Source organism: Synechococcus sp. JA-2-3B'a(2-13) (assembly GCF_000013225.1).
Classification (GTDB): Bacteria; Cyanobacteriota; Cyanobacteriia; order Thermostichales; family Thermostichaceae; genus Thermostichus.
On the sequence record NC_007776.1, the window covers coordinates 2948732 to 2971698 of the forward strand.

The window sequence follows — 22967 nt, forward strand, 5'->3', positions numbered from 1 at the left end:
ATCAGCAGGACGGATCAGGAATATTCTGCTTCGCCTCTCACCTGATCCTGCCGGACCTGTTCCCGCTCCCGGTTAAGGCGGGCCACCTGGGCTTCCAGATCTTGGATACGGTGCAGCAACTGTTCGATAGCCCGTCCCACTGGGTCAGGCATGAGATGGTGATCCAGGTCAATGCCATGGGCGGGGATGCGGCGCTGATGGGGCGGGATGACCGCACGGCCTGGGATCCCAACCACCGTCATGCCGGGAGCTACATCCTGAATCACGACCGCGTTGGCTCCGATACGAGCTTTTTCCCCAATGCGAACCGGCCCCAGAATCTTTGCCCCCGTGCCGACAATCACCCCGTTTTCCAGGGTGGGATGACGTTTGCCCTTGCTCCAGGAAGTACCCCCCAAGGTGACCCCGTGGTAGAGGGTAACATCATCGCCAATTTCTGCCGTCTCACCGATCACCACCCCACAGCCGTGGTCAATGAAAAAGCGCCGCCCAATCTTGGCTGCCGGGTGGATTTCAATCAATGTGAAAGAACGAGCCAAGAAGCTGAGCAGCCGCGCTAGGAAAAACCAGCGCCGTTTCCACAGCCAGTGGGCGATGCGGTGCAAAAACAGAGCATGCACACCGGGATAAGTGAAGATGACCTCCCAGCGATTGCGTGCTGCCGGATCCCGATCGAAGACACAATCAACATCCTCCCAAAATTGCTGCCAGAACCCCAGTTTTGGCTCCGGATCGCTAGGAGGAATCCCCGTTTTGGGGCTTTCCACCGCCGACTGCTCGGCCTCCGTCAGCATGAATGGTCTCCGTTTAGGAACCTCCACTCCCCTTTTAGCACTTTTTGCCGGCAGCAAGGAGAGATCTCCAATCGCGCCAAGGGAGCTCCTCGCGCAACTCTCCACTGGGTCGAGCTCAAGCAAATTGCCTTCTGCCCTAGCCTTTACTCAACTGCTGAGCCACCAGTTCTCCAATGGCTTGCGCGGCTCCCGGCCTTCCCCCCAGCCACTGCAGTTCTGTCTGCATTTGCTGACGGCGCTGGGGATCTTCCAACAGAACTCGCATTTGTGCGGCCACGGCCACCGGGCGCAAGTGGCCCCGCAACTCCGGTACCACCTCTCGCCCTGCCCAGATGTTCGGCCAAGCCAAGTGACCTAGCCAACGCAGAGCAATTCTGTTGACGGCGCGGGCCAGCCAAGTGCCCAAGCCTGGAAGGCGGGTCAACAGGCCAAGAATCCCATCCCAGGCGCGCATTGCCTCCAGCTTGTTGGTAGGGATCACCACAACCATCGGCACCCCCAAATAGGCCAGCTCGGCGGTGTTGGCGCCAATGGTGGTCAGACAGAGATCACAGTTGGCCAGCACAGAATAGGCAGGGAAGCTTGTCCACAATTGCACCGTGCTGCCAAAGGGGGTAACAAACTGGGATCCCAGATTGGTCTGCTCCAGAATGGCTGAGGTGCCATAGATCAAAGCCATATCGGGATTGAGCTTGGGATGGGCATAGGCTGCCAACGACTGGGGGGTTTGTCCTGGGGCCACCGGGATCACAAAGCGGACATTCGGCAGCATCTGTCGCAGCTCATCGGCCACAGCCAACACCAATGGCACCCCCAAGGAGAGCTTGGCTGGCTTGGAGCCTGGGAGCAGCCCCACCTGATAGTGGGTGCGGTTCTCATCGCTCAGACGCTGCCAGCCGCGCGGTAGCAATTCTTCAAAGGCCTCCGGCCCGCTTACGCGATCGGTGAAGCGGTTCCCCACTCTCTCTGGCGCAGTTCTTACAGGCTCCCCCTCGCCGATGGAGCTGGGAGATGCATCTTGGAGCAGGCCAAAGGCTTGGGTTGGGGAAGAAAAGCCTGCCGTGGGTTTGGAGGCAGCGGCAGGAGATCTGCTGCCAAGCCAGCCGGAAAGGGGCACCCCCGGCAAATAGACAGCGCTGGCTACGCCATCCGCCATCAAATCCCCGACAACGTGCATTTTGTGGGCCCAAGGGTGGCCCAGCAGCCGTCCGCCATCGTAGCGGCGTTTGATTGCCTCGGTTCGCACGGCGAAAGCATGTACCCAAGGCCGCCAACGGGGTTGATGCTCAGCATAGACCACCAGCCGATAGCGCAAGCGGCGAGCAATCCAGACGGCAAAAAACTGATCCCCCCCCAGAAACAGCACCACCCCTCGCTTGGCCCAATCCCAGGCTTCTTCGGTTTGGCCGGTAAGCAAAAAAGCCAGAAAAAAATCGGGATCCTGCACCCGATCCACGTCGACGAACGCTTGCGCTATCTTCATCTCTTGCCCGGAAGCATGGGGGCAGGGGGACAGCACCAGGGAGAGGCGTGCCTGAGGCAGTTGCTGGCGCAATTCCATCACCACCGGACGCACCCAGGTGGTCAGCTCTCCAGGGCCGTTTGAGAGAATAAGAATGTCATAGGGAGGCTCACCGCTGCTCAGTGGGGCCATCGGAGGCTGGGATCCTGCAATTAATCGTCTCATTCTACCGTTTGCCCATGGCCCTGGGTCGATTCCTGCCAGTCCGGAGATTTGTCGGGATCCCTTCCCAAAGAGGCAGCCCCAGCGTCGGTTGAGGGGCAAGGCGTTCTTCAGAGAGGCATCTGGCCATGCGAGAGGCCAGGGGATCCCTCAGGCCAGCAGGGACCCGCCGATCATCCCCGCCAGCAGAATAAACCCTTGCACCACATTTTGGCCGAAGATGGCCAGGTACAAGGTGGGAGAGGCATTCCTTTGGTGGAGCTGCCAGGTTTGCCGGCCCCAGAGGACAGTGACGATGGCCAAGCTGACAAAATAAACTCCATGCAACCGTAGGCTGAGGCCTACCCCCAACAGCGCGATGGCAGTGCCCAAAAAAAATAGCCCTACTGCCGTCGGCGTCCGCTGCCCGAAAAAACGGGCGCTGGAATGGATCCCGGCCCGCTCATCGTCCTCCCGATCCGCAAGAGCATAGACGGTATCAAATCCCAGTGTCCACAACACCGTGGCCAGCCACAGCCAGCCCAGCCCCTCTTCCCACAGGGGGGTGTTGGCATCTTGGCCGCTCACCGCCGTCCAACTGATGAGCACGGCAAATCCCCACGCCAGAGCCAGCACCAACTGCGGCACCGGAAACACCCGCTTGGCCCCTGGATAGAGCAGAATTACCGGCACCGCCGCCACACAGAGGGCAAAGCTAACCGGGTTGAGAAACAGCGCCAGCCCTGCCGCACAGGCCAAACTCACCACCGCCATCAGGATCCCGACGCCAACGGTCAACTCCCGGCTGGCCAACGGGCGATGGCGGGTGCGCTCCACCAGCGGATCCAAATCTCGATCCCAAAGATCGTTGATGACACAGCCTGCCCCACTGGCAGCCAGGCTGCCCAAAATGATGATCCCGACCAACGGCCAAGGGGGCGTTCCCCGTCCGGCCAAAAAAGCTCCCCACAGCGCCGGGATCATCAAAATCAATCGCCCTGCCGGCTTATGCCAGCGCAACAGCCGCAGAATGGCTCCGCCAGTGGCCCAGAGTGCAGAAGGGGAAGCAGACATAACCGGTTTCCGGCCAATCGCGACAGCGGGACGGAGTCCTTAAAGCGTGAGTTGCCGTTCGCGGGAGGGGTGCAGAGCACCATGAGGCGTGGGTAGGGGCGGCTCCACATTAGAGATCTTAAATCAATCATCCTGAATTGCAGGTTTTTGGAATCCTTTCGGTTCCATTCGCCGTCTCAAGGCCCTGTGCAAGTCAGTCCGCCCCTGTTCTCTTTATTGGCCTGCCCTGGAAGTTTGATATCCTATCGGGGGGCTGCTGTTGAAGGTGGCGGCACTTGCCCTTCTCACCCTGTGAGGCTGTTATCGCTACGTGACGCTTCCGCGTTCGTGACGGCGGTGCGGAGCACTTGCGTGCAGGCGCAACGGAGTTCTGTATGGAAGCAACCCTCTCCATGACTGGTTCACTTCCTCAAGCCAAGGAAGCTGCTCCCCATCTGGAGACCCTGCTGGTGGTGGATGACGAGGATGCCATTCGGGAAACGGTTGCCCTGGCTTTAGAAGAGCAGGGGTATCAGGTTTTACAAGCCGCTGATGGTCGGCAAGCCCTTGAGATGGTGCATACGGTTGAGCGGCTGGATTTGATGATCTTGGATTTGATGTTGCCCAGCTTGAACGGTCTGGATCTGTGCAGGCTGCTGCGCAGGGAGGGCAACACGATTCCCATCTTGATGTTGACGGCCAAAAGTAGCGAAACCGACCGCGTGGTGGGCTTGGAACTGGGGGCCGACGATTATCTGACCAAGCCCTTCGGCATGCGGGAGCTGATCGCCCGCTGTCGCTCGGTGTTGCGCCGGCAACAACTGGCCCAAGCCAGCGATGCCACGGTGCTCCGTTACGGGGATCTGTGTATGTTTACCCAGGAGTGCCGCGTGTTGGTGCGGGGCGTTGAGGTGAGTTTTTCCCCCAAGGAATTTCGCCTGTTGGAGCTGTTTATGTCCAATCCCCGCCGCGTTTGGACGCGGGAACAGCTTCTGGAGCGCATCTGGGGATCCGACTTCATGGGCGACAGCAAGACCGTCGATGTACATATCCGCTGGCTGCGGGAAAAATTGGAGCTGGATCCCAGTAACCCAGAGTATTTGGTGACGGTGCGCGGCTTCGGCTATCGCTTCGGCTAGTCTTTTTGCTGGCCACGCCACCGGCGGGCAAAAGAGAGCGCCTCGGCACGAGTTTGAATCTGCCCCCAAGCCTGCGCCTCCTGGAGGTCTTGCAGCAACTGGCCTACCCAGGGGCCGGGTTTGGCCCCCAAGCTGTGCAGCAGATCGCGGCCATCCAGCAGGGGCACCAGATGGGCCAGGGGATCCTGGGGGTCTTCGTAGCGTTTGAGCCAAGACTCCAGCTTTTGAGGGTCGCCGCCCGTAGCCACCGCCAACAGCGCCAGGCCACCGAACAGGGATCCCGCCTGTTGATAAAGCCGCCACTGTTGCGCAGGGGTGGGGGAGTCCGTCAGGAGAAGCTGAAGCTGAGGCAGAAGATGGTGTAGCTTTTGGATGGCCCGCATTTCCGCTCGGCTGAAGCGCAGCCGCTCCAGCTCGGTTTCCACCCTTTCTGCCGTTCGCGTCAGCAAGACAGAGTCCTCAGTTCCCGCTGGATCCCACAACAAGGCCGCCAGCACCACTGCCAACAGCCTGCCGCGCCCTTCGCGTGAGGATGTCAAGGGCTGGGCCAGCTCTGCCAGCGTGCGGGGATAGAGCGGTCGCCAGCGCCCGGCCCACTCCCACACGGCCTGAGCTTGAGGGAAGCCCGGACTTTCCGGCTTCAGGTGGGGCAGCCAAGCCTGCAGCAACCCCGCCGCCACCGCCGCCTGTAGGTGAGCCAGCCCTGGGATCCCTGCCTCCAACAGGGCCACTATCTCTGCCCGCACCCGTTCTGCCGCCACATTCGCCAAAAGGGGAGCCCGCTCCCGGATCGCCTCTTGCGTAGCTGGATCCAGCCCAAACCCCAGCTGAGCCGCCTGTCGATAACCCCGCAACAGCCGCACCGGATCAGCACTGAGGTTGTCGGGGTGTACCATGCGCATCCGGCTCTGGCGAATATCGGCTTGTCCGCCTGTGGGATCCAGCAGTTGCTCCCTTTGCAGATCCAAGGCCAGGGCATTGCAGGTGAAGTCCCGCTGCCTCAGATCCTCCTCAGGGGTGGATCCCGCCTGCAGCCCCACGTCCACGGTCAACTTTGCCAACACAATGCGGGCAATCTGCCGTTCGGGATCCAACACCACAAAGCCCGCCCCCAACCGCCGTGCCACTGCCGCTGCCCAGCCCACGGGATCCACAGCGCACATCAGGTCCAAATCCACCGACGCTGAGGACTCCATCCCACCGTCGCGAGCGGGATCCCCAGCAGCACGGCCCTGCAGCCAAGCCAGGTAAGCATCCCGCAGGGATCCCCCTACCCAATAGCTTTTCTGCGGCAGCCACTCTTGGGGGAAAGGCAGCCGTTGGTAAAAATAGGTCAGCAGCCACTTCGTCAGCAAGGCTTCGCTCGGGCTTAGGGTCATTCCCAGTCAAAACTCCATGAAGATGAGACACCTGGGGTGGTAGGAGAACGCTTCTGGGGGTATGAAGTCAGCGTCCTCGTCTGGTCGCGTCAGCGTTGCAGAGCAACAATGAGCAGAGCAACAATGAAATGCCTGGCGTTCTTCCCTACCGCTCCAGCAGCGAGCTGCCCACAGCAGCAGGGACAAAGGCAGGAGCTGCCAAGCCCGGAGTGAGCAGATGAGGCCGCACCAGCGCCGCCAAGCCGGCAATGAACAGAGGGTCGGCATTCAAGGCGGGCACACGGCGAAAATCGGCAATCCCAGCTCGATGGGCCAGCTCCCGATACTCGATGTCGATCTCCTGCAGGGTCTCGATGTGCTCCGACACAAAGCTAATCGGCACCACCAGCAACTGCTTCACACCTCGGGATCCCAACTCCAGGATGACCCGTTCGGTATAGGGTTGCAGCCACCGCACCGAACCCACCCGGCTTTGATAGGAGAGGGTGTGGTCATTGGGGCGTCCCACCTGCTTCCAGATCAGCCGCACGCAGGCTTCCATTTCCCGTTGGTAGGGATCCCCGGCCTCGGTGACATAGCTTTCGGGAATGCCGTGGGCGCTGAACAGCACATGCACCCCTTCGGGCTCGGCAAATCCATCCAACTGTTCCCGAATTGCTCTGGCCATCGCCTGCACGTACTGAGGCTGATCGTACCAGGAGCAGATCTGGCGGCGCTCGATGCATGCCAGCTCCGGATCTTCAGCCCAGAGCCGATCCAGCAGCTTAAAGCTGGATCCCGTCGTGCTGATGGAATACTGCGGGTAGAGCGGCAGCACCACCAAGCGGGTGATCCCATCCGACTTGATCTGCTGCACCACCGACTCGATCAACGGATGCCAGTAGCGCATGGCAACATACACCGGCACGTCATAGCCCTCAGCCACCAGGTGGGCCTGCAGTTCTCGCGCTTGCTCAGCAGTAATGCGCCGCAAGGGGGATCCCCCCCCAATGGCCGCGTAGTTGCGGCGGGATTTTTCGGCCCGCAGTGTGGAGATGGCCCAGGCGAAGGCCCGCTGCAAGAAGGGAAACGGCAGCCGGATCAGCTCGGGATCGGCAAACAGATTGTAAAGAAAGGGCTGCACATCGGCCTGGGTCTCTGGCCCCCCCAAGTTCAGTAGGAGCACGCCGCTTTTGGACATAACAAGGCTCATCGCGTTGGCGGTGCGGAGCACCATGTTCTTCTTTATCCACTATCCCACAGCGGGAAAGTGACCTTAAGTTTTTTTGCAGTCTTTCTCAGCTTTCCCCTCACCCCAGGAGAAACCACCCGATCGCAATCTCACCCAAACCCACAAGTCCGATCTGGGGACTCCGTCCCGCTGTCGCGAACAAAGTCCAAAAAGGGATCCCCGCCCACTGCAGGGATCCCCAGCCTTAAAACTCCACTGTCGTGCAGAGCAGCAGAGCGGTGTTAAAACTCTCGACCTCGGTAAACCCGCTGCAGGGCCGGAGTGACGGGGTAGCGATCAATATCGGCCAGGCTCAACTTCAAGCGCAGCGTATTGAGGAGTTTCCAGTAGGGGGGCACAAAAGCCTTTTCAGGGATGGGTTGGACGGCAGGAGAGGGATCCCCAGAGCGGGCAACCGTCTCCATGGGGCAGCCGCGGTAGCGGAGCGGACGGGATCCGAGGTGAGCTGAGCGCAGATCTCGGCTGGGATCCACCGTCAAGCCGCGAAACTGGATTGCCCCCGGACGAGAGGCTTCCCGATAGCGCAGATAGCCTGCCCACACCTGGGCAATCCACTCCGGCAAAGCTTCGGGCCGAATGTGATAGCGCTCCGGCAACAGACGGTCGTTGAGAAAACCAATGAGCCCAGACCAAACTTGCCAGAGGAAAGCTCCGACAACGCCAGCAGCGGGAGACAATGAAATCTTCATGGTGGAAGCTGAAAAATGTAGAGAACCTGAAAAACCGGTGATGCAGCCAGAATTTGCCGTTGATTATATCAGCCTGGATTCATCGGAGCGCTCACTCTGAACGTTTTGGCCTCGAGTTTTTCTGCTCACTGGAAAGCAGAAGCCAGCTTGCGGCCAAGCGCGTTGAGCCACCCAAATCCATCGACTACAATAAGCCCAAGGCTTGGGTGTTGCTTTCTCTCTCTGAATCTTTAGCTGGTGAGGATCCTGGAAGCGCACCGACAAGCAAACTTCACTTCAATGACCACTGCACCTAATAGGGATCGACGGATTATGACCTGGCGCGGCGACATCACTCCCATCAATCGGCTGTGGGGATCCCTTCCCTACCTTCTGCCTTTGGTATCGGCTCTGCCCTTGGGCTTTTTGCCCTCTGGGCTGTTTCAATCTTTGCCAGGGCTGATCCCCATTTTTGCGCCCCTATTTCGTCTGGTGCCCCTGGCCACGGGCTGGCTGGGAATGGGGGTGTTTTTGGCTCTGCTGTTCCTGGTGATCCGCAACACCCGCGTAGCCCATTTTGTTCGCTTCAACACCATCCAGGCGCTGTTGCTCAACATTGCCTTGTTCTTGGTGCAGGTGCTGATGCAGGTGTTCGGCATGCTCTTTGGCAGCCTTGGCCTGGCAGCGATGGTCAGCATTTTGGCCACCACGGCTCTCTTGGGGGTGATTGCCATCACCGTCTACGCCTGGGTGCAAAACATTCGCGGCCACTACGCCGAGGTGCCGGTGCTCTCCGATGCCGCCTATGCCTGGATTCGCTACTAGTTGTCAAGTCCCTGCGGGTCTGGTTGCCGATTTGCCGACCTCATCGGAGCCTAAGCCAACTCTTCAGCTCTCAAGGATTGTGGGAGGCCGGGGTGCCATCGGATTCGAGTTCTAGTCGCGCCAGCAGGACAGAGTCCTTTGTTGGGCAAGCCCTCACCCACCTGGACGCCTCTGGCCGAGCACAAATGGTGGAAGTGGGACACAAGCCCATGGTTGCCCGCTTGGCCACTGCCCAAGGACAGGTACGCATGTCAGAAACGACTTTGCAGGCTATTCTGGCCGGTCAAGGGCCCAAAGGGAATGTGGTGGAAACAGCCCGGCTGGCCGGGATCATGGCTGCCAAGCGCACCGCCGATCTGATCCCGCTGTGTCATCCTCTCCCCTTGAGCAGCGTCACCGTGGATCTGAATCCGGATCCCCATCTGCCCGGCTTTCTGATCACCGCTACAGTAAAAACCAACGCCCAAACAGGGGTGGAGATGGAGGCTCTGACGGCTGTTTCCGTGGCTGCCCTCACCCTATACGACATGGCCAAGGCCTTGGAGAAGACGATGGTGATCGAACACATCCGGCTGCTGCGCAAGTATGGGGGGAAGTCTGGGCCTTTCGAGGCAGAGGATCGGGATAACGCCGAGAAATGCTGAAAGCTTTGCAACAACCAGAGAGGGGTGTTGGGCTAGGGTTGTTGGTGGGCATTGGGGTGCTGCTCTGGCCCATGCTGCGCCAGGGCTATCCCATGACTCACTCCACTCACTTCAACCTCAGTTGGGCCTTTCAGTATCAACGACAGTTTTTCGGCGGGCAGTTTTACCCCCGCTGGCTGGAGTATTCCAACTTCGGCTACGGCAATCCCACCTTTGCCTTTTACCCCCCTCTGTGCATGGTGGCCCCTCTGCCGTTTCGCCTGCTGGAGCTGGACATGCCCACCTCTTTGGTGGCCAGCATGGGCTTGGCGATGGCAGTCTTTGGCGCAGGGCTGTATGCCCTTCTCCGGCAACTCATCCCCTGGGCTTGGGCTCTGGTTTTGGCTCTGGCGGGTATGGCCGGCCCCTATTGGCTGGTGGATATTTACCAACGGGGGGCAATGGGGGAAGTGTGGGCCATTGCTGTCTCTCCCTGGATTTTCTGGGCCTCAGTCCAGGTGATCTGCCGGCCCCAGTCCCTTTGGCCGATTGTGGCCTTAGCCATTAGCTACGGCCTGTTGGCCCTATCTCACTTGCCCACTTTGCTGGTCTTTACGCTAACTTGGCTGCCCCTGCTGTGGGTGCTGAGCCGTCGGGATCCCCTCTGGCCCAGGGTGGGGCGCTGCTACTTGGGGTTTGGGCTGGGGCTGGGGTGGACGGCGTTTTATCTGCTGCCAGCCTTTTGGGATCAGCGCCTCATCCAGGTGGAGTTGGTGAATTTTGTCGAAGAGTACATGCCCCAACATCGCCTGATGCTGAGTGGGCTAACCCGGCTCCAGCCGCAACTGACGCAGCACTGGTTTGAAAGCGGCCTGGTGGGGTACTGGATCTGGATGGTGGCCGTTGTCTTGGGTGCTGGGATCCTGGTTTTCTGGGAATGGCTGGCCCGCAGGACAAGGGGGATGACCCCGATCCATTCCGTTCGTGCTGGCGAGACGGAGTCCTTTGATGCCTTGGGATCCCATGCTCCCCTGGCCAAAGCCATCCTGCTCTACAGCTTGGGGGCCAGCTTGGTGGCCTTGCTGATGATGACGGATCTGCTGGGTTGGCTCTACGAGTGGGTTTTGCCCCTGCGCCGCATTCAGTTTTCTTGGCGCTGGATGGCGGTGACATCAGTAACGGTGCCCTGGCTGTTGGGATCCCTGGCCGCCTGGGGGTGGGGGCAAAAGGGCTGGAGGATCCTCTTGATTGTGGGGATAGGTCTGGCAATGGGGATACAAAGCTGGCAGGGCTGGCAGGTCTTGTCCAGAGCCTGGTTTGACCCGCAAACCATCCAGACTTTTCAAGAGCTGTCTGCCGCCAAGCCATTTCCCAACGAGCCCCAGGAGCGACCGGGCATTGCTTTTCTCCACATGCACTGGCGCTTTCCCGACGGGCTGGCGCTGGTGGATGTGCTGGAGTACCGACCTCGCCAGGCAACGCTGCCCATGCCGCCCCCAGAGGTGGATCCGCTGCTGCGGTGGCAAGGCGACATGGTGAACTTTGGACGAGAACAAAGCGATCTGGAGCCACTGTTGGAAGTGGAGCAGTGGCGCTATGGCTACCGTCGTTTTCGGGCCGTTAACCCCACCGATCAGGATCAATGGGTAGTCCTGCGCACTTTTTACTACCCTGCTTGGTGGGTACAGGTGGATGGTCGCCTCACGTCTGCTGAGCACAGCGGAGTGGGGCTGTTGCAGGTGCGGATCCCACCGGGGGATCATCGCGTGCAGGTGCGCTATCTGGGTACTGCAGCCGAGTGGATGGGGTGGATCTTGACCGGCCTGACGGGGGTGCTGCTGGTGAAGCTGCGGCGGCTGCTTCGTTTATTGAATTTGAACGGAGCGCGGAGACAAGAAACTCCAGAGGAGGTAACAGCATGCTGAGTCGCGTGGCCGATTCCATCTACTGGCTCAACCGCTACGTGGAGCGCGCCGAGAACATCGCCCGCTTCATCGATGTCAATCTCAACCTCATCCTAGACTTGCCCAGCGGTCCCGCTCAGCAGTGGGATCCCATCGTCTACACCACCGGGGATCAGGAGCTGTTTTACCAACGCTATGGCCAGGCAACCCAAGAAACGGTCATCCAGTTCCTGGCTTTTGATAGGGATTACCCCAACTCCATCCTTTCCTGTTTGCGGCTGGCGCGGGAAAATGCCCGTTCTGTGCGGGAGGTCATTTCTTCAGAAATGTGGGAGCGGGTCAACCGCTTTTATTTGATGGTCAAAGAAGCGGCTCAGCAAGGCCCCCACCTGAGTCAGCTCCACGATTTTTTCACGGAAGTGAAGCTGGCCAGTCACCTATTCGCCGGGGTGATGGATGCCACCATGACCCATGGGGAAGGATGGCATTTTGGCCAGATTGGCCGTCTTTTGGAGCGGGCAGACAAAACGGCGCGCATTTTGGACGTTAAGTATTTTATCTTGCTGCCCTCTCTGCAGTATGTGGGTACGGCTTTGGATGAGCTGCAGTGGATCGCCTTGCTGAAGTCGGCCAGTGCTTATGAAATGTACCGGAAATACAGCCGCCAGCACCGCATCAATCCCAGGGAGGTGGCCTCTTTCCTGATTTTGGATCGGCAATTTCCCCGCTCCATTCAGTTTTGTCTTATTCATGCGGATCGATCCCTGCACCAGATCACCGGCACCCCAGCCGATACCTGGCGGGATCCCAGCGAGCGAGCTTTGGGCCGCCTGCGTTCTGAGCTGGACTACCTGACCATCGACGACATTATGGAGCAGGGCTTACATGAGTTTCTCGACAAATTGCAGCTACAAATGAACCACGTTGGCGATTGCATCTACGAAACTTTCTTTGCCACTCGCCCCTTGCAACCGTCTGAATCCTCTCTACTCTCTCAACGTCAAGCCCAACTGACATGAACGGCCTCGACTCTGAATGCAACGAGAAAAACAGGACACCTGGCCAATTGGGCTGGATCGGCAGCCGACGGGAGTAGATGAGGCAGCCTTTATTGCCGCCAATGCCATACTGATCGGCGATGTCCATCTTTCGGAAGCGGTGAGCATCTGGTACGGGGCTATCCTGCGCGGGGATCTCTCGCCCATTGTGATTGGCCGCCGCAGCAACATCCAAGATGGAGCCATCCTGCACGGGGATCCCGGACAGCCGACCCTGGTTGGCGAGGAAGTGACCGTAGGCCATCGAGCGGTCATCCACAGTGCCCACATCGAGGGGGGATGTCTGATCGGGATTGGGGCCATTATCTTGAACGGGGTCACCATCGGGGCAGGCAGCATGGTGGGAGCTGGAGCGGTGGTCACCCGGTCTGTGCCACCCCACTCTTTGGCGGCGGGGATCCCGGCCAAGGTTATCCGCACCCTCACCGAGGAAGAGGTCAAGCAACTGCGCCTTCACGCCCAGCACTACGTGGATTTGGCGCTTCAGCATGCCAGCCGCTTTGGCCGGTGGAGCAGAGGTTCGGGCGAGCGGCTCTGAACCTATTTTGCAAGCCGTCTCTCAACAGCCGGGATCCGCGCAGAGCACCCAGGTATCTTTGCTGCCGCCCCCCTGGGAGGAGTTCACCACCAGAGATCCCTTCTTGAGGGCGACGCGGGTCAGCCCCCCTGGGTGAACATAAATGTCCTTGCCATAGAGGATGTAGGGCCGCAAGTCCACATGACAGGGCTCCAGACAGGGGCCTTCTCCCCGATCCACCAAGGTGGGCACGCGAGAAAGGCACAGGGTGGGTTGGGCGATGTAGTTGCGCGGCTGGGCGCGGATTTTCTCGGCAAAAGCAGACCGCTCTTCCGGTGTGGCCTGGGATCCCATCAGCATGCCATAGCCGCCTGACTCGTTGGCTGCCTTCACCACCAGCTTGTCGAGGTTCTCCAGCACATACGCCTGATCCTTGGGATCCCAGCAGAGGTAGGTGGGCACGTTGGGCAAAATGGCTTCCTCTCCCAGATAGTAGCGGATCATCTGGGGCACATAGGCGTAGATCACCTTGTCGTCCGCCACCCCTGTTCCCAAAGCGTTGGCAATCGCCAGCCGCCCCGACCGGTAGACCTCAAACAGGCCGGGTACCCCCAAGAGGGAATCAGGGCGAAAAGCAAGGGGATCGATGAAGTCATCGTCGATGCGGCGGTAGATCACATCCACCCGCTGCAGCCCTTTGGTGGTGCGCATTTGCAAATAGCCATCGGCCACCACCAGATCCCGCCCTTCCACCAGCTCCACCCCCATCTGCTGGGCGAGGAAAGAATGCTCGAAGTAGGCGGAGTTGTAGATGCCGGGGGTGAGCACCACCACCGTTGGGTTGGCTAGGTGCGGCACCAGGTTAAGCAGAGTATCCAACAAATGGCTAGGGTAGTCGTCCACCGGGCGGATCCCCATGGTGTTGAACAGGGAGGGAAAGGTGCTTTTCATCACCCGCCGATTTTCCAGCACATAAGAGATTCCCGACGGACAGCGCAGGTTATCTTCCAACACGTACCAAGTCCCGTCCCGATCCCGCACCAGGTCGGTGCCGGTGACGTGGCACCAAATTCTCCCCGGCGGGTTGAGCCCCACACAGGGCCGCAGAAATCCCTTGGCCGTTTCGATCAGCTCGGCAGGGATCACCCCATCCTTAAGGATCTTCTGGTCGTGATAGACATCGTCGATGAACAGGTTGAGGGCGTGGATGCGCTGCTTGAGACCCTTCTCCAGCCGCTGCCACTCGGAAGCCGAGACGATGCGGGGAATGATGTCAAAGGGGAAAATTCGCTCCGTGCCCTGGCTATCGCCATAGACGTTGAAGGTCACCCCCATCTGAAAGAGGGCCGCCTGTGCTGCCGCTTGCCGCTGCTGCAGTTCCCCTTCTTCCAGAGAATGAATGCGCTCAATCAGCGGGATCGCCTCAGGACGGGGCTGGTTACGCCCCAAAAACAGCTCGTCGTAAAACCCCTCGCCCGGGTCGTAGGCATCAAAACGCACGTCTGGGATCCCTGGAACGCTATCATCTTCTTCTACTTCTTCTACTGTTGGCGGCTCTGGATCTGCATAGTGTGCTTTCAGCTACTTTTAGCCTGGTAAAAAGAAAGGACTCCGTCCCGCTGACGCGAAAGGACTCCGTCCCGCGAACAGTGGGTTGGCCAAACCAGGGGGGAGCTCTAGGGATCCACCACCTCAAAGGCCCATAGCCCCCGCTCGGCAGGGATCCGATGCAACTGCCCCTTGGGAAAGCGCCGTTGCAGCTCTGCCCCCTGCTGATCCCATACCCACTCGTTCATGAACAGGGTAAACGGTGGCTCCAGCGCCTGGATGGGCAACACCTCAGGGGAAAACACCGCTACCTTTTGTTCCCGTCCGGCAAAAAATTGGATCCAGCTTTGCCAATAGTGGGGTTCCCCCCAGCCGAAATAGGGGTAGGCAGTGCTGGCGGCCAGATAGAAGCGGTAGTCGGGATCCCCTTGGCGAGCTGCCACATAGCGCCCGGTAGCCCCCACATCGTTGCCCTGCGTCCAGCCTTTGTGGACAAAGTCTCCAAAAATGGCCAGGTTCCACCCCCCAATCAGCAGGATTGCCCCCGCCATCGCCGCCGCCGGCAGCCAACTCCCGGCCCGGGATCCCCAGCGTTCCAGGAGACCTGCCAGCACTTGGATCCCTTCCAAGGTTAGATAGGCTACAAAGGGCAGAATGACCAGCAGGCGGGTGTAGTTGGGGGCTTTGGTGATGGCCAAGCTAAACAGCAGGTAAAGAAACAGGAAACTGCCGATACACAGCCAGTCGTGGGGTTGGCTGCGCTTCTTGAAAAGGCGGTAGAGGCCGGATCCCAGCCCCAGCCAGATCAAAGCCCCCGTCAAGGGATCCACAAAAGCATGGCCGTAGTTGGGATAGATGTAGCCGCGGTCGTGCTGGCCGGGGTCGTTGAACATGCTGAGGCCGTTGAAGATGTTGCGCCAGACCGCCTCCTCTGGCGTAGCCGCATTCACCCACATCTGTTGTAACGCCCGCCCTTCCGGGAAAAAGAGAAATTGTTGGCGAGAGTACTCGGCGCTCACCGCAGGTGCTGTGACCGTGGCCACCAGAATGGGCCCAGCCACCAGAAAAAAGCCCAGCGCCGCGGGCACCGTCAGCTTAGCCAGGACCCAGAGGGGATTAGCTTGCTTGTTTTCTCCTCGGAGATCCTCCCGGCCCAGGAGCAGGTACAGAACTCCAAACAGCAACCCCAGCAGGATCACCACCCGCCCCGGCAAATAGCCGTAGAGGGAGAAAGCCGCCGCTCCTCCCCCCAGATAGAGCAACAGGGGATTTTTTTCCCGCACGCCCTTGAGGAGCAAGGCCAGGGCCGCACACTCTACCAGCACAATCAGGTTTTCCCGCATGGCCATGCGGCTGATGCCCAGCAAGGCGTGGTTGGATCCCAAGAGGGCTGCCCCCGCCAAAGCCAGCCGGGATCCCCAAAATGCCCGAAAAAACCCGTAGGCCACCAGAATGGTGACGACCCCGAAGGCGGCATGTACCGTGCGCACATTGAGCAGCGTGACTCCCCCCATCAGCCGCGTCAGGCCGCCGAAGAGGCTGAACATGAAGCGGGGGAAATAGAAATACTCCGGCATCAGCCCAAAGATATCGGGATAGCGCACCCCTGAGGCGCGACGGGCCATGGAGGTGATCACAATCTCGTCAGTATTGATCTGAAAAGGGATGTTGGGCAGGTCGCAGAGGTAGATCGGGGCAAAGACCAACACCAACAGCCCCAGGTGCAACAGCTCCTGTTGCCAGCGCAGCCGCGTCGGATCCCAAGGGGGTTGAGCCGGGGAAAACTGCGCCCAATACAACCCCACCAGCAGGATGCTCAGCAGCCAGAGGCCAATCTGCAGCACGTGGTAGCCAAACACCCCGTACCAGAGGATCAGGGCTACCCCCAAGCCCAAGCCGGATCCCAGCAGGGGCAGATGCCGGGAGGTCATCACCCTATCCCAAACCGCCATAGAACCGATACGACTGGAATCAGGAACGAATCGATCCCTCTCAGCCTACCAGGCGCAAGATGCTCGACAAAACCAGAACTCAGTCAGCGCCCTCCCCCCTAGTCTTTCTCCCAAGGGGCGAGGAGAGATCAGAAAAGGTTGGAATCAAAACTTTGCCCCACCTGTTCTAGGGATCGCCAACAGGGATTCACAAAATCAATAACCCCGCATCGGCTCCGCCTCTGGCTCCAATTCCGGATCTATGAAGTTGGACGGATCGTAGAGGAAGCGGTTGACCTCGTCCTCAATGCGATAGATCTCGAAGGGCTCCAATTGTTTGCCAGTTCGCAAGGCCAGCAGGTAGCCATCCACCAGCAGACGTAGCTCATCGGTGCGCCGGTAGCCCCGCTGCCAGGTATCCACCAGAGCATCGGTCAAAGCCTGATAGTGCCGGATCAACTTTGGGTCTTGCAACATGGTGTTCCCTTGCCCTGCCTGTTTCTATCCTAACGTTTGGTGTCTCTTTGTAAGCGGGGATTGCGAACGGGATCCCGAAGCTTGGTCTCTTCTTGGCTTCAAGCCATGGGCAGGTGCAGCCGCGAAGACGTCTCGCCGCCGCTGTGGAGAGTGATGGTGAGAATGCGGGCCTCAATCAGCCGCTCTTCCCGCATTCCCGTGCCTGTGTTGACAGGATAGGCCGGAAAACAAGCCGCGCTAAGGCTGAGGCGCAGAGCATGACCGCAAGGAATGCGAATACAGGTGGGCTGACAGGGAATCAGAATGGGGGTACCAGGCTGGGGATCCCGTAGGCGACAATAGCCTTGGGAAAAGTTATACACCTGCCCATCGGGCCTTACCACCGAGAGCACAGCGCAAAGATCGAAACTGGGGCTGTCGGCCTCCGCGTACACCTCCACAGCAATGTCCCCGACCAGAACCAGCTCGGCTTGCAGCGGCGGAGTGGTATAGGTCAGGACATCGGTGCGGCAGTCGAGGGCGGAGCGCTCTTGCGGCCCGGCAGGCTGAACTAGGTGGCCCCCCAAGGCCGGCACCGGTCGCCAGGGATCGTGAACAAAGGTATCCGATTGTTGCGTCGGCGAGGGTTCAGGGCGAAGGGATCCCTCTGCTTCTGAAAGGGCAGCCAAGCCGGTGCTGTGTAGGTAAAAAGCTTTTGGCTCAGGGGTAGGCCAAGCATCAAAGCCGCGCCAGCGGTTGGATCCCATCTCGAACAGGCGTACCGGCGGCTCCTGGAGGATCCCTGTATCTTTGCCTTTGAGGAACTGGTCAAACCAGCGCACCTGCAGCCGATCGATGGGGCTGACAGCCTCTGGGCCAAAGTCCAACGCCCCCACTTTGCGCCCCCAAGGGAGATGGATCCAAGGGCCGATGATCAGGTATTGAGGGTTCTGGCTGCGGGCGCTCATTTCCTTGTAGAGGCGCAGGCTACCACTCAGGTAGCTGTCAAACCAGCCGGCAATGTGTAGCATCGGCAGATCCACCACCTCTAGACGGGGAGAGAGCTTGCGCCAGTATTCATCCGGCTCGCTGTGCTCCAGCCAGTCGAAGTAATAGGATTGGGGGGCATACTGCTGCAACACCCCCGGCTTGAGGGGGATAGGGTCGTAGAGGGGGAGATTGCGGGCAGCTTTCAAAAGCGCTTGGTAGGCATTGGCATCCCCCCTGAGACGCGCCCCTTCGGTCTCCAGTTGCAAGGCCCAACTGAGGTTGTTGTAGAAGGCAAAGGCCCCCCCTGGGTAAGCGGCATCGGCATAGAGATCGTAAGGCAGCATCGCCGGGCAGATGGCCTTCAAGGCGCTGGGACGGGTAGAAGCCGCATACAGCTGGGTCATGCCCTGATAAGAGAAGCCGTACATGCCCACTACGCCGTTGCTCCCCGGCAAGGCAGCCGCCCAATTGACGGCGTCAAACCCGTCTTCCACCTCATGGCGGAAAGGGTAGAAGGATCCCTTGGAAGTTCCCCGTCCGCGCACATCCTGGATGACCACAATGTACCCCTGGGCCGCATACCACCTGGGATGGGCATACACCACCGTCGAGGCAATGGCCCGCCCATAGGGCTGCCGCATCAGCAAAACCGGGTAGCTCCCCTCCCCTTGCGGGCGATAGACATCCGCGTCCAGTTGGATCCCGTCGCGGGTGAACATGGAAACAGTTTCGCGGGGGCGAACGGGCAACATGGCCTGGGTTGGGCTAGCGGATCTTGCCAAAGGGATACCAACCAAGGACAACCTAAGGGATCCCTGGGTGGATTCTTCCTAAGATAAAACAGAAGCCCTTATGAGAGGGAGAAACTCCCACCAGAGTTTGAGCCCCTTCCCTGGTATTGCCCTTGATCTCCGGCCTGCTGGCGCAAACGCAGCCCCCTCCAGACCCCTCTTTTATGGCTTTTATGGATTTATGGAAACAGAGACCCTGGGAAAAGATTTGTCGGAGCATGCCTCTAACCCCCAAAACCCTGAACTTTGCTGAATTTACTGAGCTTTAGGCGGTTTGGCAAAAGTCATTGAGAGGGATATAGTAGACCAAGTTTCCCCCTGATCCTTGAGTCCACCGCAACGGTTGCCGGGAAGTGAAGGGGGAAAGCGCTCGGGGGGTATTCCTCAGGGCTTTGCGGGATACCGCCTTCCTGCTCAGAGATAGGCAGGATGCGATCGCTTCTTTCCTGAACCATGTTCAGGAGAGTTCAGCGTGAATGTATCAGTACCCCTGACTTCCAACCTCTACAGCTCCCAGAGCCATTGAGGCCTAAGCCTCAGCAAATGCCCTTCTCCAGCCCCCCGACAGCACCTGCAAATCCTCCTCATCCAAGTCCGCAGGAGTGCCGGAGCGGATGAGCTCGGCAAAATCTTCGTTGGGCACCATGAAGCAGAGGGCGTAGAGGCGGCCTGGGCCGGTATTGTGGATTTCATGTACACCGGTCGGCGGTACCAGAATGCTATCTCCAGTTTTGATGGGGGCCGCTTTTCCATCGCAAATGGCCAGGCCTTCCCCCTTGAGAACAAAAAACATTTCCACAGCCATTTGATGGCGATTTGGAGGGGTTTTGCCTCCCTCATCGAAGATCTCCACACAAAAGGTTAGAGAAATCTGAGCATGAGAAGGATCGAACACGATGGCCAGGCGATTGGTATCGTGGGGGCTGATGCGAAAAGCCTGATAATCGGCAGGGGTTTTAACAATTGGAATCACGCAGCGGGAAAGCGTTTGCATCCGGATCCTCCGCTCAAGAGATGAGGGGTGAATAGTGGGCAAGTGCTAACAGGGGAGAGCCGCGAGCAAATCTGAGGAGGAGGCGACAAAGCCAAAGCACTGCTTGACGTTGTAGAGGGTAGCTAGCAAACAGTATTCAGGAGAGGTGGTGGCGGCGCAGTCTTCCAGCAAAATGCAGTCGTAGCCGAGGAAATTGGCATCTTGCAGCGTGGTCATGACGCACTGGTCGATGTTCACGCCGGCAAAAAAGAGGGTGGTGCGCCCCAGGTTTCTGAGAATGCTATCGAGAGGGGTATCCCAAAAGCCGCTCATGCGGAACTTATCCACCCAGATATCCTCGGGCTTGACCTCCAGTTCCTCCACCACAGCAGCGCCCCAACTGCCCCGCGTGAGGACCAAAGACCCGTTCTTAGGCAAGGGATCCCCCAGCCCTACTCCCTCTCCGGTGGGGTTGTACACATGTCGCAAGCCGGCGCTGATGTTGAGCAAGTCAGGGCGATTGCCCCAGTTCACCCACACAATCGGCACTTGAGCTTGTCGCAGGCGGGGCAGCAGGGCTTTTAGAGGGCCGATGGGAGCCCGTGCAGGTGTAACATCGACGCCAATGCTGGCCAGCCAACCGTCGGGATGACAAAAGTCGTTTTGCATGTCGATCACCAACAACGCCGCTTTGGCCAGATCCAAGCGCAGGGTTTTGCTGGAGGTGGGTAGCAGGATGGGCCGGGGATCCAAGGGCGGACGGGTGAGGTCGGCCATTTCGGCATTCACAGCCCAGGCATTGGGAGGGATCCCAAGGGTCTTCAAGGGGCGATTGGGGGTGCTCATGGATTCTCCGCTCGCGTCGCGCAGCAGTGGGATCAGGTTGGGCAGTTGAGTGATGACCCACAACTACGCTCGACCTTAATGCACAGCTGACCTGACTTTGGAATCATAGGCTACACTTTCTCACCTTATTAACGCATGGGATCCCCCAGGGTCAGTTGATAGGGATTGAGATGAGGATGATCCGAAAGGGTACCCAGGGATCCCTCCCTGCACGCTATGCTGTAGAAACTTGAAATGATTATGTAGAAGCATGAGCATCCTGCGGCAATATATCTTTCCCGCTCTCATCCTGCTGGTGTTTCTGTTTACCCTGGTGGTGGTGAGCATTCGCTCGTTTCTGCCGGAGGATATGGCCCAGCCTGCCCCTCTAGAAGAAGCGACGCCTGTGGCCCTTTCTGCAAATGCCTGAGGATGGCTGAACAAGGGATCCCTCTGCCTGTGGGTTATCGTTGGCGCATCGGTTCAGCCTGGGATCGGCCCTGGGTGCGACGAGGATTGCAGGCCACGTTGCAGGAATCTTTTCCAGAGCAAAGCAACTGGGATCACCTAGAAGAGACGCTGGATCGCCTCTTCGACCCACCCCGCACCCCCTGCTGGTGGATCTTGAAAGAAGAAACTGCAGAGCCGGTGGGCTGTGTTTGGGCCGGCATCTCCACCGATCAAGCCACCCATCGGCGGGTAGCCTACATTTTTCTGCTCTGGGTGGATCCCGCCCATCGCCGGCAGGGCCTGGGCAGAGCTTTGATGCAACAGGTGGAACGCTGGGGATCTCAGCAGCAGCTGGCGGCCATTACCCTGCAGGTTTACCATCACAACCAAGCCGCCCTCCATTTCTATCAGCAGGCTCACTTTGCTGTACAAGGCTACTGGTTGTACAAGCCGCTCAGCCCCGCGCCCATAGACGCGCATGTAGAAGAGCATGAATACAAAGGTCATGAAGTTTTGTGAATAAGCCGGGATCCGCTCTCAGTTGCTCCTTTGATGAAAGCGTGATGAAAACGATGGCATCGACCGGAGGGAACGCCCATGTCCAGACCCGTCAAGCTAAGTGAAGCCGAGATCCAGGCCAAGCTGGAGAAACTGCCGGGCTGGTCTTTGCGGGAGGGAAAGCTGCATCGCCAATTTCAGTTTGGTTCCTTTGTCGAAGCCTTTGGCTGGATGAGCAGTGTGGCCTTGGTGGCCGAAAGCATGGGGCACCACCCCGAATGGAGCAATGTCTACAACCGCGTGCGGGTGGATCTCACCACCCACGATGCCGGGGGCATTACAGAACTGGACTTTACCCTGGCGCAACGCATGAACGAGCTGGCCAGCTAGACGCTTCAGTACCCAACTTTGGGGATCCCTCAAAGCCGGCTTGGCAGAGGATCCCCATTGGTTTGTTGCTGCCTCTAAGGTTGTGTCGGGAGTTGCGCTGGTCTGATAGACTAAGCCTAAGGTTAAGAAATGATAATTTTATGAACGTGCTGGTTGTGGGGGCGACGGGAACGCTGGGCCGTCAAGTGGTACGCCGAGCCATCGAAGAGGGACACCAAGTTACCTGTCTGGTGCGAAATCCGGCAAAGGCTGCTTTCTTAAGTGAATGGGGCGCTCACCTGAAGGTGGGAAACCTGCTTCAGCCCAGCACCCTCAACTCCGCGATGGAAGACATCGAGGCGGTGCTCGACTGTGCTACGGTGCGGGTGACCGACACCCTCAGCGCCCGTCAGGTGGACTGGGATGGCAAGGTTGCCCTGATCAATGCGGCACGGGCTGCCCAGGTAGGGCATTTTATCTTTTTCTCCATCATGGGCGCCCACCACGAGTATCCCAATGTGCCCCTGATGAATTTCAAGCATCACATTGAGAAGTATTTGATCGGATCCCAGATGCCCTACACCATTTTCCGGCCAGCGGGCTTTATGCAGGGGTTGATTGGCCAGTACGCCATCCCCATCTTGGAAGAACAAATCGTCTGGGTAACCGGCGAGGGCATGCCAACGGCCTACCTAGACACCCTAGATGCAGCCCGGTTTGCGGTGCGAGCTCTCACTGTAGAAGCTGCCAAGCAGCAAATCTTTCCCTTGGTGGGGCCCAAGGCTTGGACGGCTCGAGAAGTCATTGCCTTGTGCGAGCAGCTCTCCGGCAAAAAGGCCAAAGTCAGCACCATGCCGCTGGGACTGCTGAGAGGGGCGCGCAAGGTGGCGCAGTTTTTTCAGTGGAGCTGGAACATTGCCGACCGGCTGGCGTTTGTGGAGGTGATCGCGGCCAAAGAACCCATGCACGCCGATATGACGCCTGTATGCGAAACCCTGGGGATTGAACTGGCCTCTCTGACCTCTCTTGAGGACTACCTGGCGGAGTATTTCCAGAAGATGTTGAAACGGATTCGCGAGCTGAAGGTCAAGCAACCTAAAGTCAAAACGCCCTTCTAGGTCGTTGTTCTCAATCTTCATCTTCTTGGCAATTTCACAGGGACTTACGATGGTAGCCTTGGGATGAAGAGGTGAATGGGATCCTGCTTGCGTTAGCCTATCGAAGACCGGAAGTAGGGCAGCAGAACTTCGGGGATGTCCTAGAGCCATTCACGGTATCTGCG

Annotated in this window: 22 protein-coding genes; 10 read left to right on the forward strand and 12 right to left on the reverse strand. The window is 58.9% G+C overall.

Going from position 1 to position 22967, the window contains the following annotated elements; genetic code table 11:
* Positions 1–14 precede the first annotated feature (14 nt).
* The 3 genes from cysE to CYB_RS13575 all read right to left on the reverse strand — a co-directional run bounded on the left by cysE (position 15) and on the right by CYB_RS13575 (position 3531).
* A complete protein-coding gene (gene cysE, locus CYB_RS13565; protein ID WP_011434391.1) occupies positions 15–794 on the reverse strand; it encodes a serine O-acetyltransferase in 780 nt (259 codons plus the stop codon).
* Positions 795–930: 136 nt separating this feature from the next.
* Positions 931–2448, reverse strand: coding sequence for a hypothetical protein (locus tag CYB_RS13570; protein ID WP_011434392.1), 1518 nt, complete (start codon positions 2446–2448; stop codon positions 931–933).
* Positions 2449–2628: 180 nt separating this feature from the next.
* Complete coding sequence (locus tag CYB_RS13575; RefSeq protein ID WP_011434393.1) at positions 2629–3531, reverse strand: 4-hydroxybenzoate solanesyltransferase; 903 nt, start codon at positions 3529–3531, stop codon at positions 2629–2631.
* A gap of 374 nt (positions 3532–3905) precedes the next feature.
* On the opposite strand from CYB_RS13575, the gene CYB_RS13580 reads away from it, so the two are divergent.
* Complete coding sequence (locus CYB_RS13580; RefSeq protein ID WP_011434394.1) at positions 3906–4649, forward strand: response regulator; 744 nt, start codon at positions 3906–3908, stop codon at positions 4647–4649.
* On the opposite strand, the gene CYB_RS13585 is transcribed toward CYB_RS13580, so the two are convergent.
* The 3 genes from CYB_RS13585 to CYB_RS13595 form a co-directional block, all read right to left on the reverse strand.
* Positions 4646–6028 (reverse strand): CCA tRNA nucleotidyltransferase, encoded by a 1383-nt coding sequence (locus tag CYB_RS13585; RefSeq protein ID WP_011434395.1) that lies wholly within the window; start codon positions 6026–6028, stop codon positions 4646–4648. The genes CYB_RS13580 and CYB_RS13585 overlap by 4 nt on opposite strands.
* Before the next feature lie 145 nt (positions 6029–6173).
* Positions 6174–7208 carry a ferrochelatase gene (gene hemH / locus CYB_RS13590; RefSeq protein ID WP_011434396.1) on the reverse strand — a complete coding sequence of 345 codons (1035 nt, stop codon included), beginning with the start codon at positions 7206–7208 and terminating at the stop codon, positions 6174–6176.
* A 272-nt stretch (positions 7209–7480) separates the two neighbouring features.
* Entirely contained in the window at positions 7481–7948 is a 468-nt protein-coding gene (locus tag CYB_RS13595; RefSeq protein WP_011434397.1) for a hypothetical protein, read from the reverse strand.
* Positions 7949–8260: 312 nt separating this feature from the next.
* Between CYB_RS13595 and CYB_RS13600 the strand changes: the two genes are divergently transcribed.
* The 5 genes from CYB_RS13600 (at position 8261) to CYB_RS13620 (ending at position 12875) form a co-directional block, all read left to right on the forward strand.
* Positions 8261–8752 (forward strand): Tic20 family protein, encoded by a 492-nt coding sequence (locus tag CYB_RS13600; RefSeq protein ID WP_011434398.1) that lies wholly within the window; start codon positions 8261–8263, stop codon positions 8750–8752.
* 92 nt (positions 8753–8844) lie between these two features.
* Positions 8845–9396 (forward strand): cyclic pyranopterin monophosphate synthase MoaC, encoded by a 552-nt coding sequence (moaC, locus tag CYB_RS13605; protein WP_011434399.1) that lies wholly within the window; start codon positions 8845–8847, stop codon positions 9394–9396.
* Positions 9390–11300 carry a hypothetical protein gene (locus CYB_RS13610; RefSeq protein ID WP_011434400.1) on the forward strand — a complete coding sequence of 637 codons (1911 nt, stop codon included), beginning with the start codon at positions 9390–9392 and terminating at the stop codon, positions 11298–11300. Before moaC ends, CYB_RS13610 begins: the two co-directional genes overlap by 7 nt.
* The gene (locus CYB_RS13615) at positions 11294–12298 is read left to right on the forward strand and encodes an alpha-E domain-containing protein (RefSeq protein WP_011434401.1); all 1005 of its coding nucleotides are present in this window, start codon (positions 11294–11296) and stop codon (positions 12296–12298) included. Before CYB_RS13610 ends, CYB_RS13615 begins: the two co-directional genes overlap by 7 nt.
* A 16-nt stretch (positions 12299–12314) precedes the next feature.
* Positions 12315–12875, forward strand: coding sequence for a gamma carbonic anhydrase family protein (locus CYB_RS13620; RefSeq protein ID WP_011434402.1), 561 nt, complete (start codon positions 12315–12317; stop codon positions 12873–12875).
* A gap of 21 nt (positions 12876–12896) precedes the next feature.
* On the opposite strand, the gene CYB_RS13625 is transcribed toward CYB_RS13620, so the two are convergent.
* The 6 genes from CYB_RS13625 to CYB_RS13650 form a co-directional block, all read right to left on the reverse strand.
* Positions 12897–14354, reverse strand: a complete 1458-nt coding sequence (locus CYB_RS13625; protein ID WP_011434403.1) for a circularly permuted type 2 ATP-grasp protein — start codon at positions 14352–14354, stop codon at positions 12897–12899.
* A 176-nt stretch (positions 14355–14530) separates the two neighbouring features.
* The gene (locus CYB_RS13630) at positions 14531–16333 is read right to left on the reverse strand and encodes a glycosyltransferase family 39 protein (protein WP_238376821.1); all 1803 of its coding nucleotides are present in this window, start codon (positions 16331–16333) and stop codon (positions 14531–14533) included.
* Between the two features lie 216 nt (positions 16334–16549).
* The gene (locus CYB_RS13635; protein ID WP_011434405.1) at positions 16550–16810 is read right to left on the reverse strand and encodes a DUF6761 family protein; all 261 of its coding nucleotides are present in this window, start codon (positions 16808–16810) and stop codon (positions 16550–16552) included.
* 98 nt (positions 16811–16908) lie between these two features.
* Positions 16909–18582, reverse strand: coding sequence for a CocE/NonD family hydrolase (locus CYB_RS13640; RefSeq protein ID WP_238376822.1), 1674 nt, complete (start codon positions 18580–18582; stop codon positions 16909–16911).
* 517 nt (positions 18583–19099) lie between these two features.
* Positions 19100–19564 (reverse strand): cupin domain-containing protein, encoded by a 465-nt coding sequence (locus CYB_RS13645; RefSeq protein ID WP_011434408.1) that lies wholly within the window; start codon positions 19562–19564, stop codon positions 19100–19102.
* Positions 19565–19609: 45 nt separating this feature from the next.
* Positions 19610–20452, reverse strand: a complete 843-nt coding sequence (locus tag CYB_RS13650) for a cysteine hydrolase family protein (protein WP_238376823.1) — start codon at positions 20450–20452, stop codon at positions 19610–19612.
* 187 nt (positions 20453–20639) lie between these two features.
* On the opposite strand from CYB_RS13650, the gene CYB_RS15265 reads away from it, so the two are divergent.
* The 4 genes from CYB_RS15265 to CYB_RS13665 all read left to right on the forward strand — a co-directional run bounded on the left by CYB_RS15265 (position 20640) and on the right by CYB_RS13665 (position 22803).
* Positions 20640–20798 carry a hypothetical protein gene (locus CYB_RS15265; protein WP_011434410.1) on the forward strand — a complete coding sequence of 53 codons (159 nt, stop codon included), beginning with the start codon at positions 20640–20642 and terminating at the stop codon, positions 20796–20798.
* Positions 20799–20800: 2 nt separating this feature from the next.
* Entirely contained in the window at positions 20801–21337 is a 537-nt protein-coding gene (locus tag CYB_RS13655; RefSeq protein ID WP_011434411.1) for a GNAT family N-acetyltransferase, read from the forward strand.
* Between the two features lie 78 nt (positions 21338–21415).
* Positions 21416–21706 (forward strand): 4a-hydroxytetrahydrobiopterin dehydratase, encoded by a 291-nt coding sequence (locus CYB_RS13660; protein ID WP_011434412.1) that lies wholly within the window; start codon positions 21416–21418, stop codon positions 21704–21706.
* A 140-nt stretch (positions 21707–21846) separates the two neighbouring features.
* Complete coding sequence (locus CYB_RS13665; protein WP_011434413.1) at positions 21847–22803, forward strand: NAD(P)H-binding protein; 957 nt, start codon at positions 21847–21849, stop codon at positions 22801–22803.
* Positions 22804–22967: the final 164 nt, after the last annotated feature.

Excerpts from the sequence above, each read along its gene's own strand:
- cysE (WP_011434391.1), bottom strand. The coding sequence starts at position 794 with ATGCTGACGGAGGCCGAGCAGTCGGCGGTGGAAAGCCCCAAAACGGGG.
- CYB_RS13570 (WP_011434392.1), bottom strand. The coding sequence starts at position 2,448 with ATGGCCCCACTGAGCAGCGGTGAGCCTCCCTATGACATTCTTATTCTC.
- CYB_RS13575 (WP_011434393.1), bottom strand. The coding sequence starts at position 3,531 with ATGTCTGCTTCCCCTTCTGCACTCTGGGCCACTGGCGGAGCCATTCTG.
- CYB_RS13580 (WP_011434394.1), top strand. The coding sequence starts at position 3,906 with ATGGAAGCAACCCTCTCCATGACTGGTTCACTTCCTCAAGCCAAGGAA.
- CYB_RS13585 (WP_011434395.1), bottom strand. The coding sequence starts at position 6,028 with ATGACCCTAAGCCCGAGCGAAGCCTTGCTGACGAAGTGGCTGCTGACC.
- hemH (WP_011434396.1), bottom strand. The coding sequence starts at position 7,208 with ATGTCCAAAAGCGGCGTGCTCCTACTGAACTTGGGGGGGCCAGAGACC.
- CYB_RS13595 (WP_011434397.1), bottom strand. The coding sequence starts at position 7,948 with ATGAAGATTTCATTGTCTCCCGCTGCTGGCGTTGTCGGAGCTTTCCTC.
- CYB_RS13600 (WP_011434398.1), top strand. The coding sequence starts at position 8,261 with ATGACCTGGCGCGGCGACATCACTCCCATCAATCGGCTGTGGGGATCC.
- CYB_RS13610 (WP_011434400.1), top strand. The coding sequence starts at position 9,390 with ATGCTGAAAGCTTTGCAACAACCAGAGAGGGGTGTTGGGCTAGGGTTG.
- CYB_RS13615 (WP_011434401.1), top strand. The coding sequence starts at position 11,294 with ATGCTGAGTCGCGTGGCCGATTCCATCTACTGGCTCAACCGCTACGTG.
- CYB_RS13620 (WP_011434402.1), top strand. The coding sequence starts at position 12,315 with ATGCAACGAGAAAAACAGGACACCTGGCCAATTGGGCTGGATCGGCAG.
- CYB_RS13630 (WP_238376821.1), bottom strand. The coding sequence starts at position 16,333 with ATGACCTCCCGGCATCTGCCCCTGCTGGGATCCGGCTTGGGCTTGGGG.
- CYB_RS13635 (WP_011434405.1), bottom strand. The coding sequence starts at position 16,810 with ATGTTGCAAGACCCAAAGTTGATCCGGCACTATCAGGCTTTGACCGAT.
- CYB_RS13645 (WP_011434408.1), bottom strand. The coding sequence starts at position 19,564 with ATGCAAACGCTTTCCCGCTGCGTGATTCCAATTGTTAAAACCCCTGCC.
- CYB_RS15265 (WP_011434410.1), top strand. The coding sequence starts at position 20,640 with ATGAGCATCCTGCGGCAATATATCTTTCCCGCTCTCATCCTGCTGGTG.
- CYB_RS13655 (WP_011434411.1), top strand. The coding sequence starts at position 20,801 with ATGGCTGAACAAGGGATCCCTCTGCCTGTGGGTTATCGTTGGCGCATC.
- CYB_RS13660 (WP_011434412.1), top strand. The coding sequence starts at position 21,416 with ATGTCCAGACCCGTCAAGCTAAGTGAAGCCGAGATCCAGGCCAAGCTG.
- CYB_RS13665 (WP_011434413.1), top strand. The coding sequence starts at position 21,847 with ATGAACGTGCTGGTTGTGGGGGCGACGGGAACGCTGGGCCGTCAAGTG.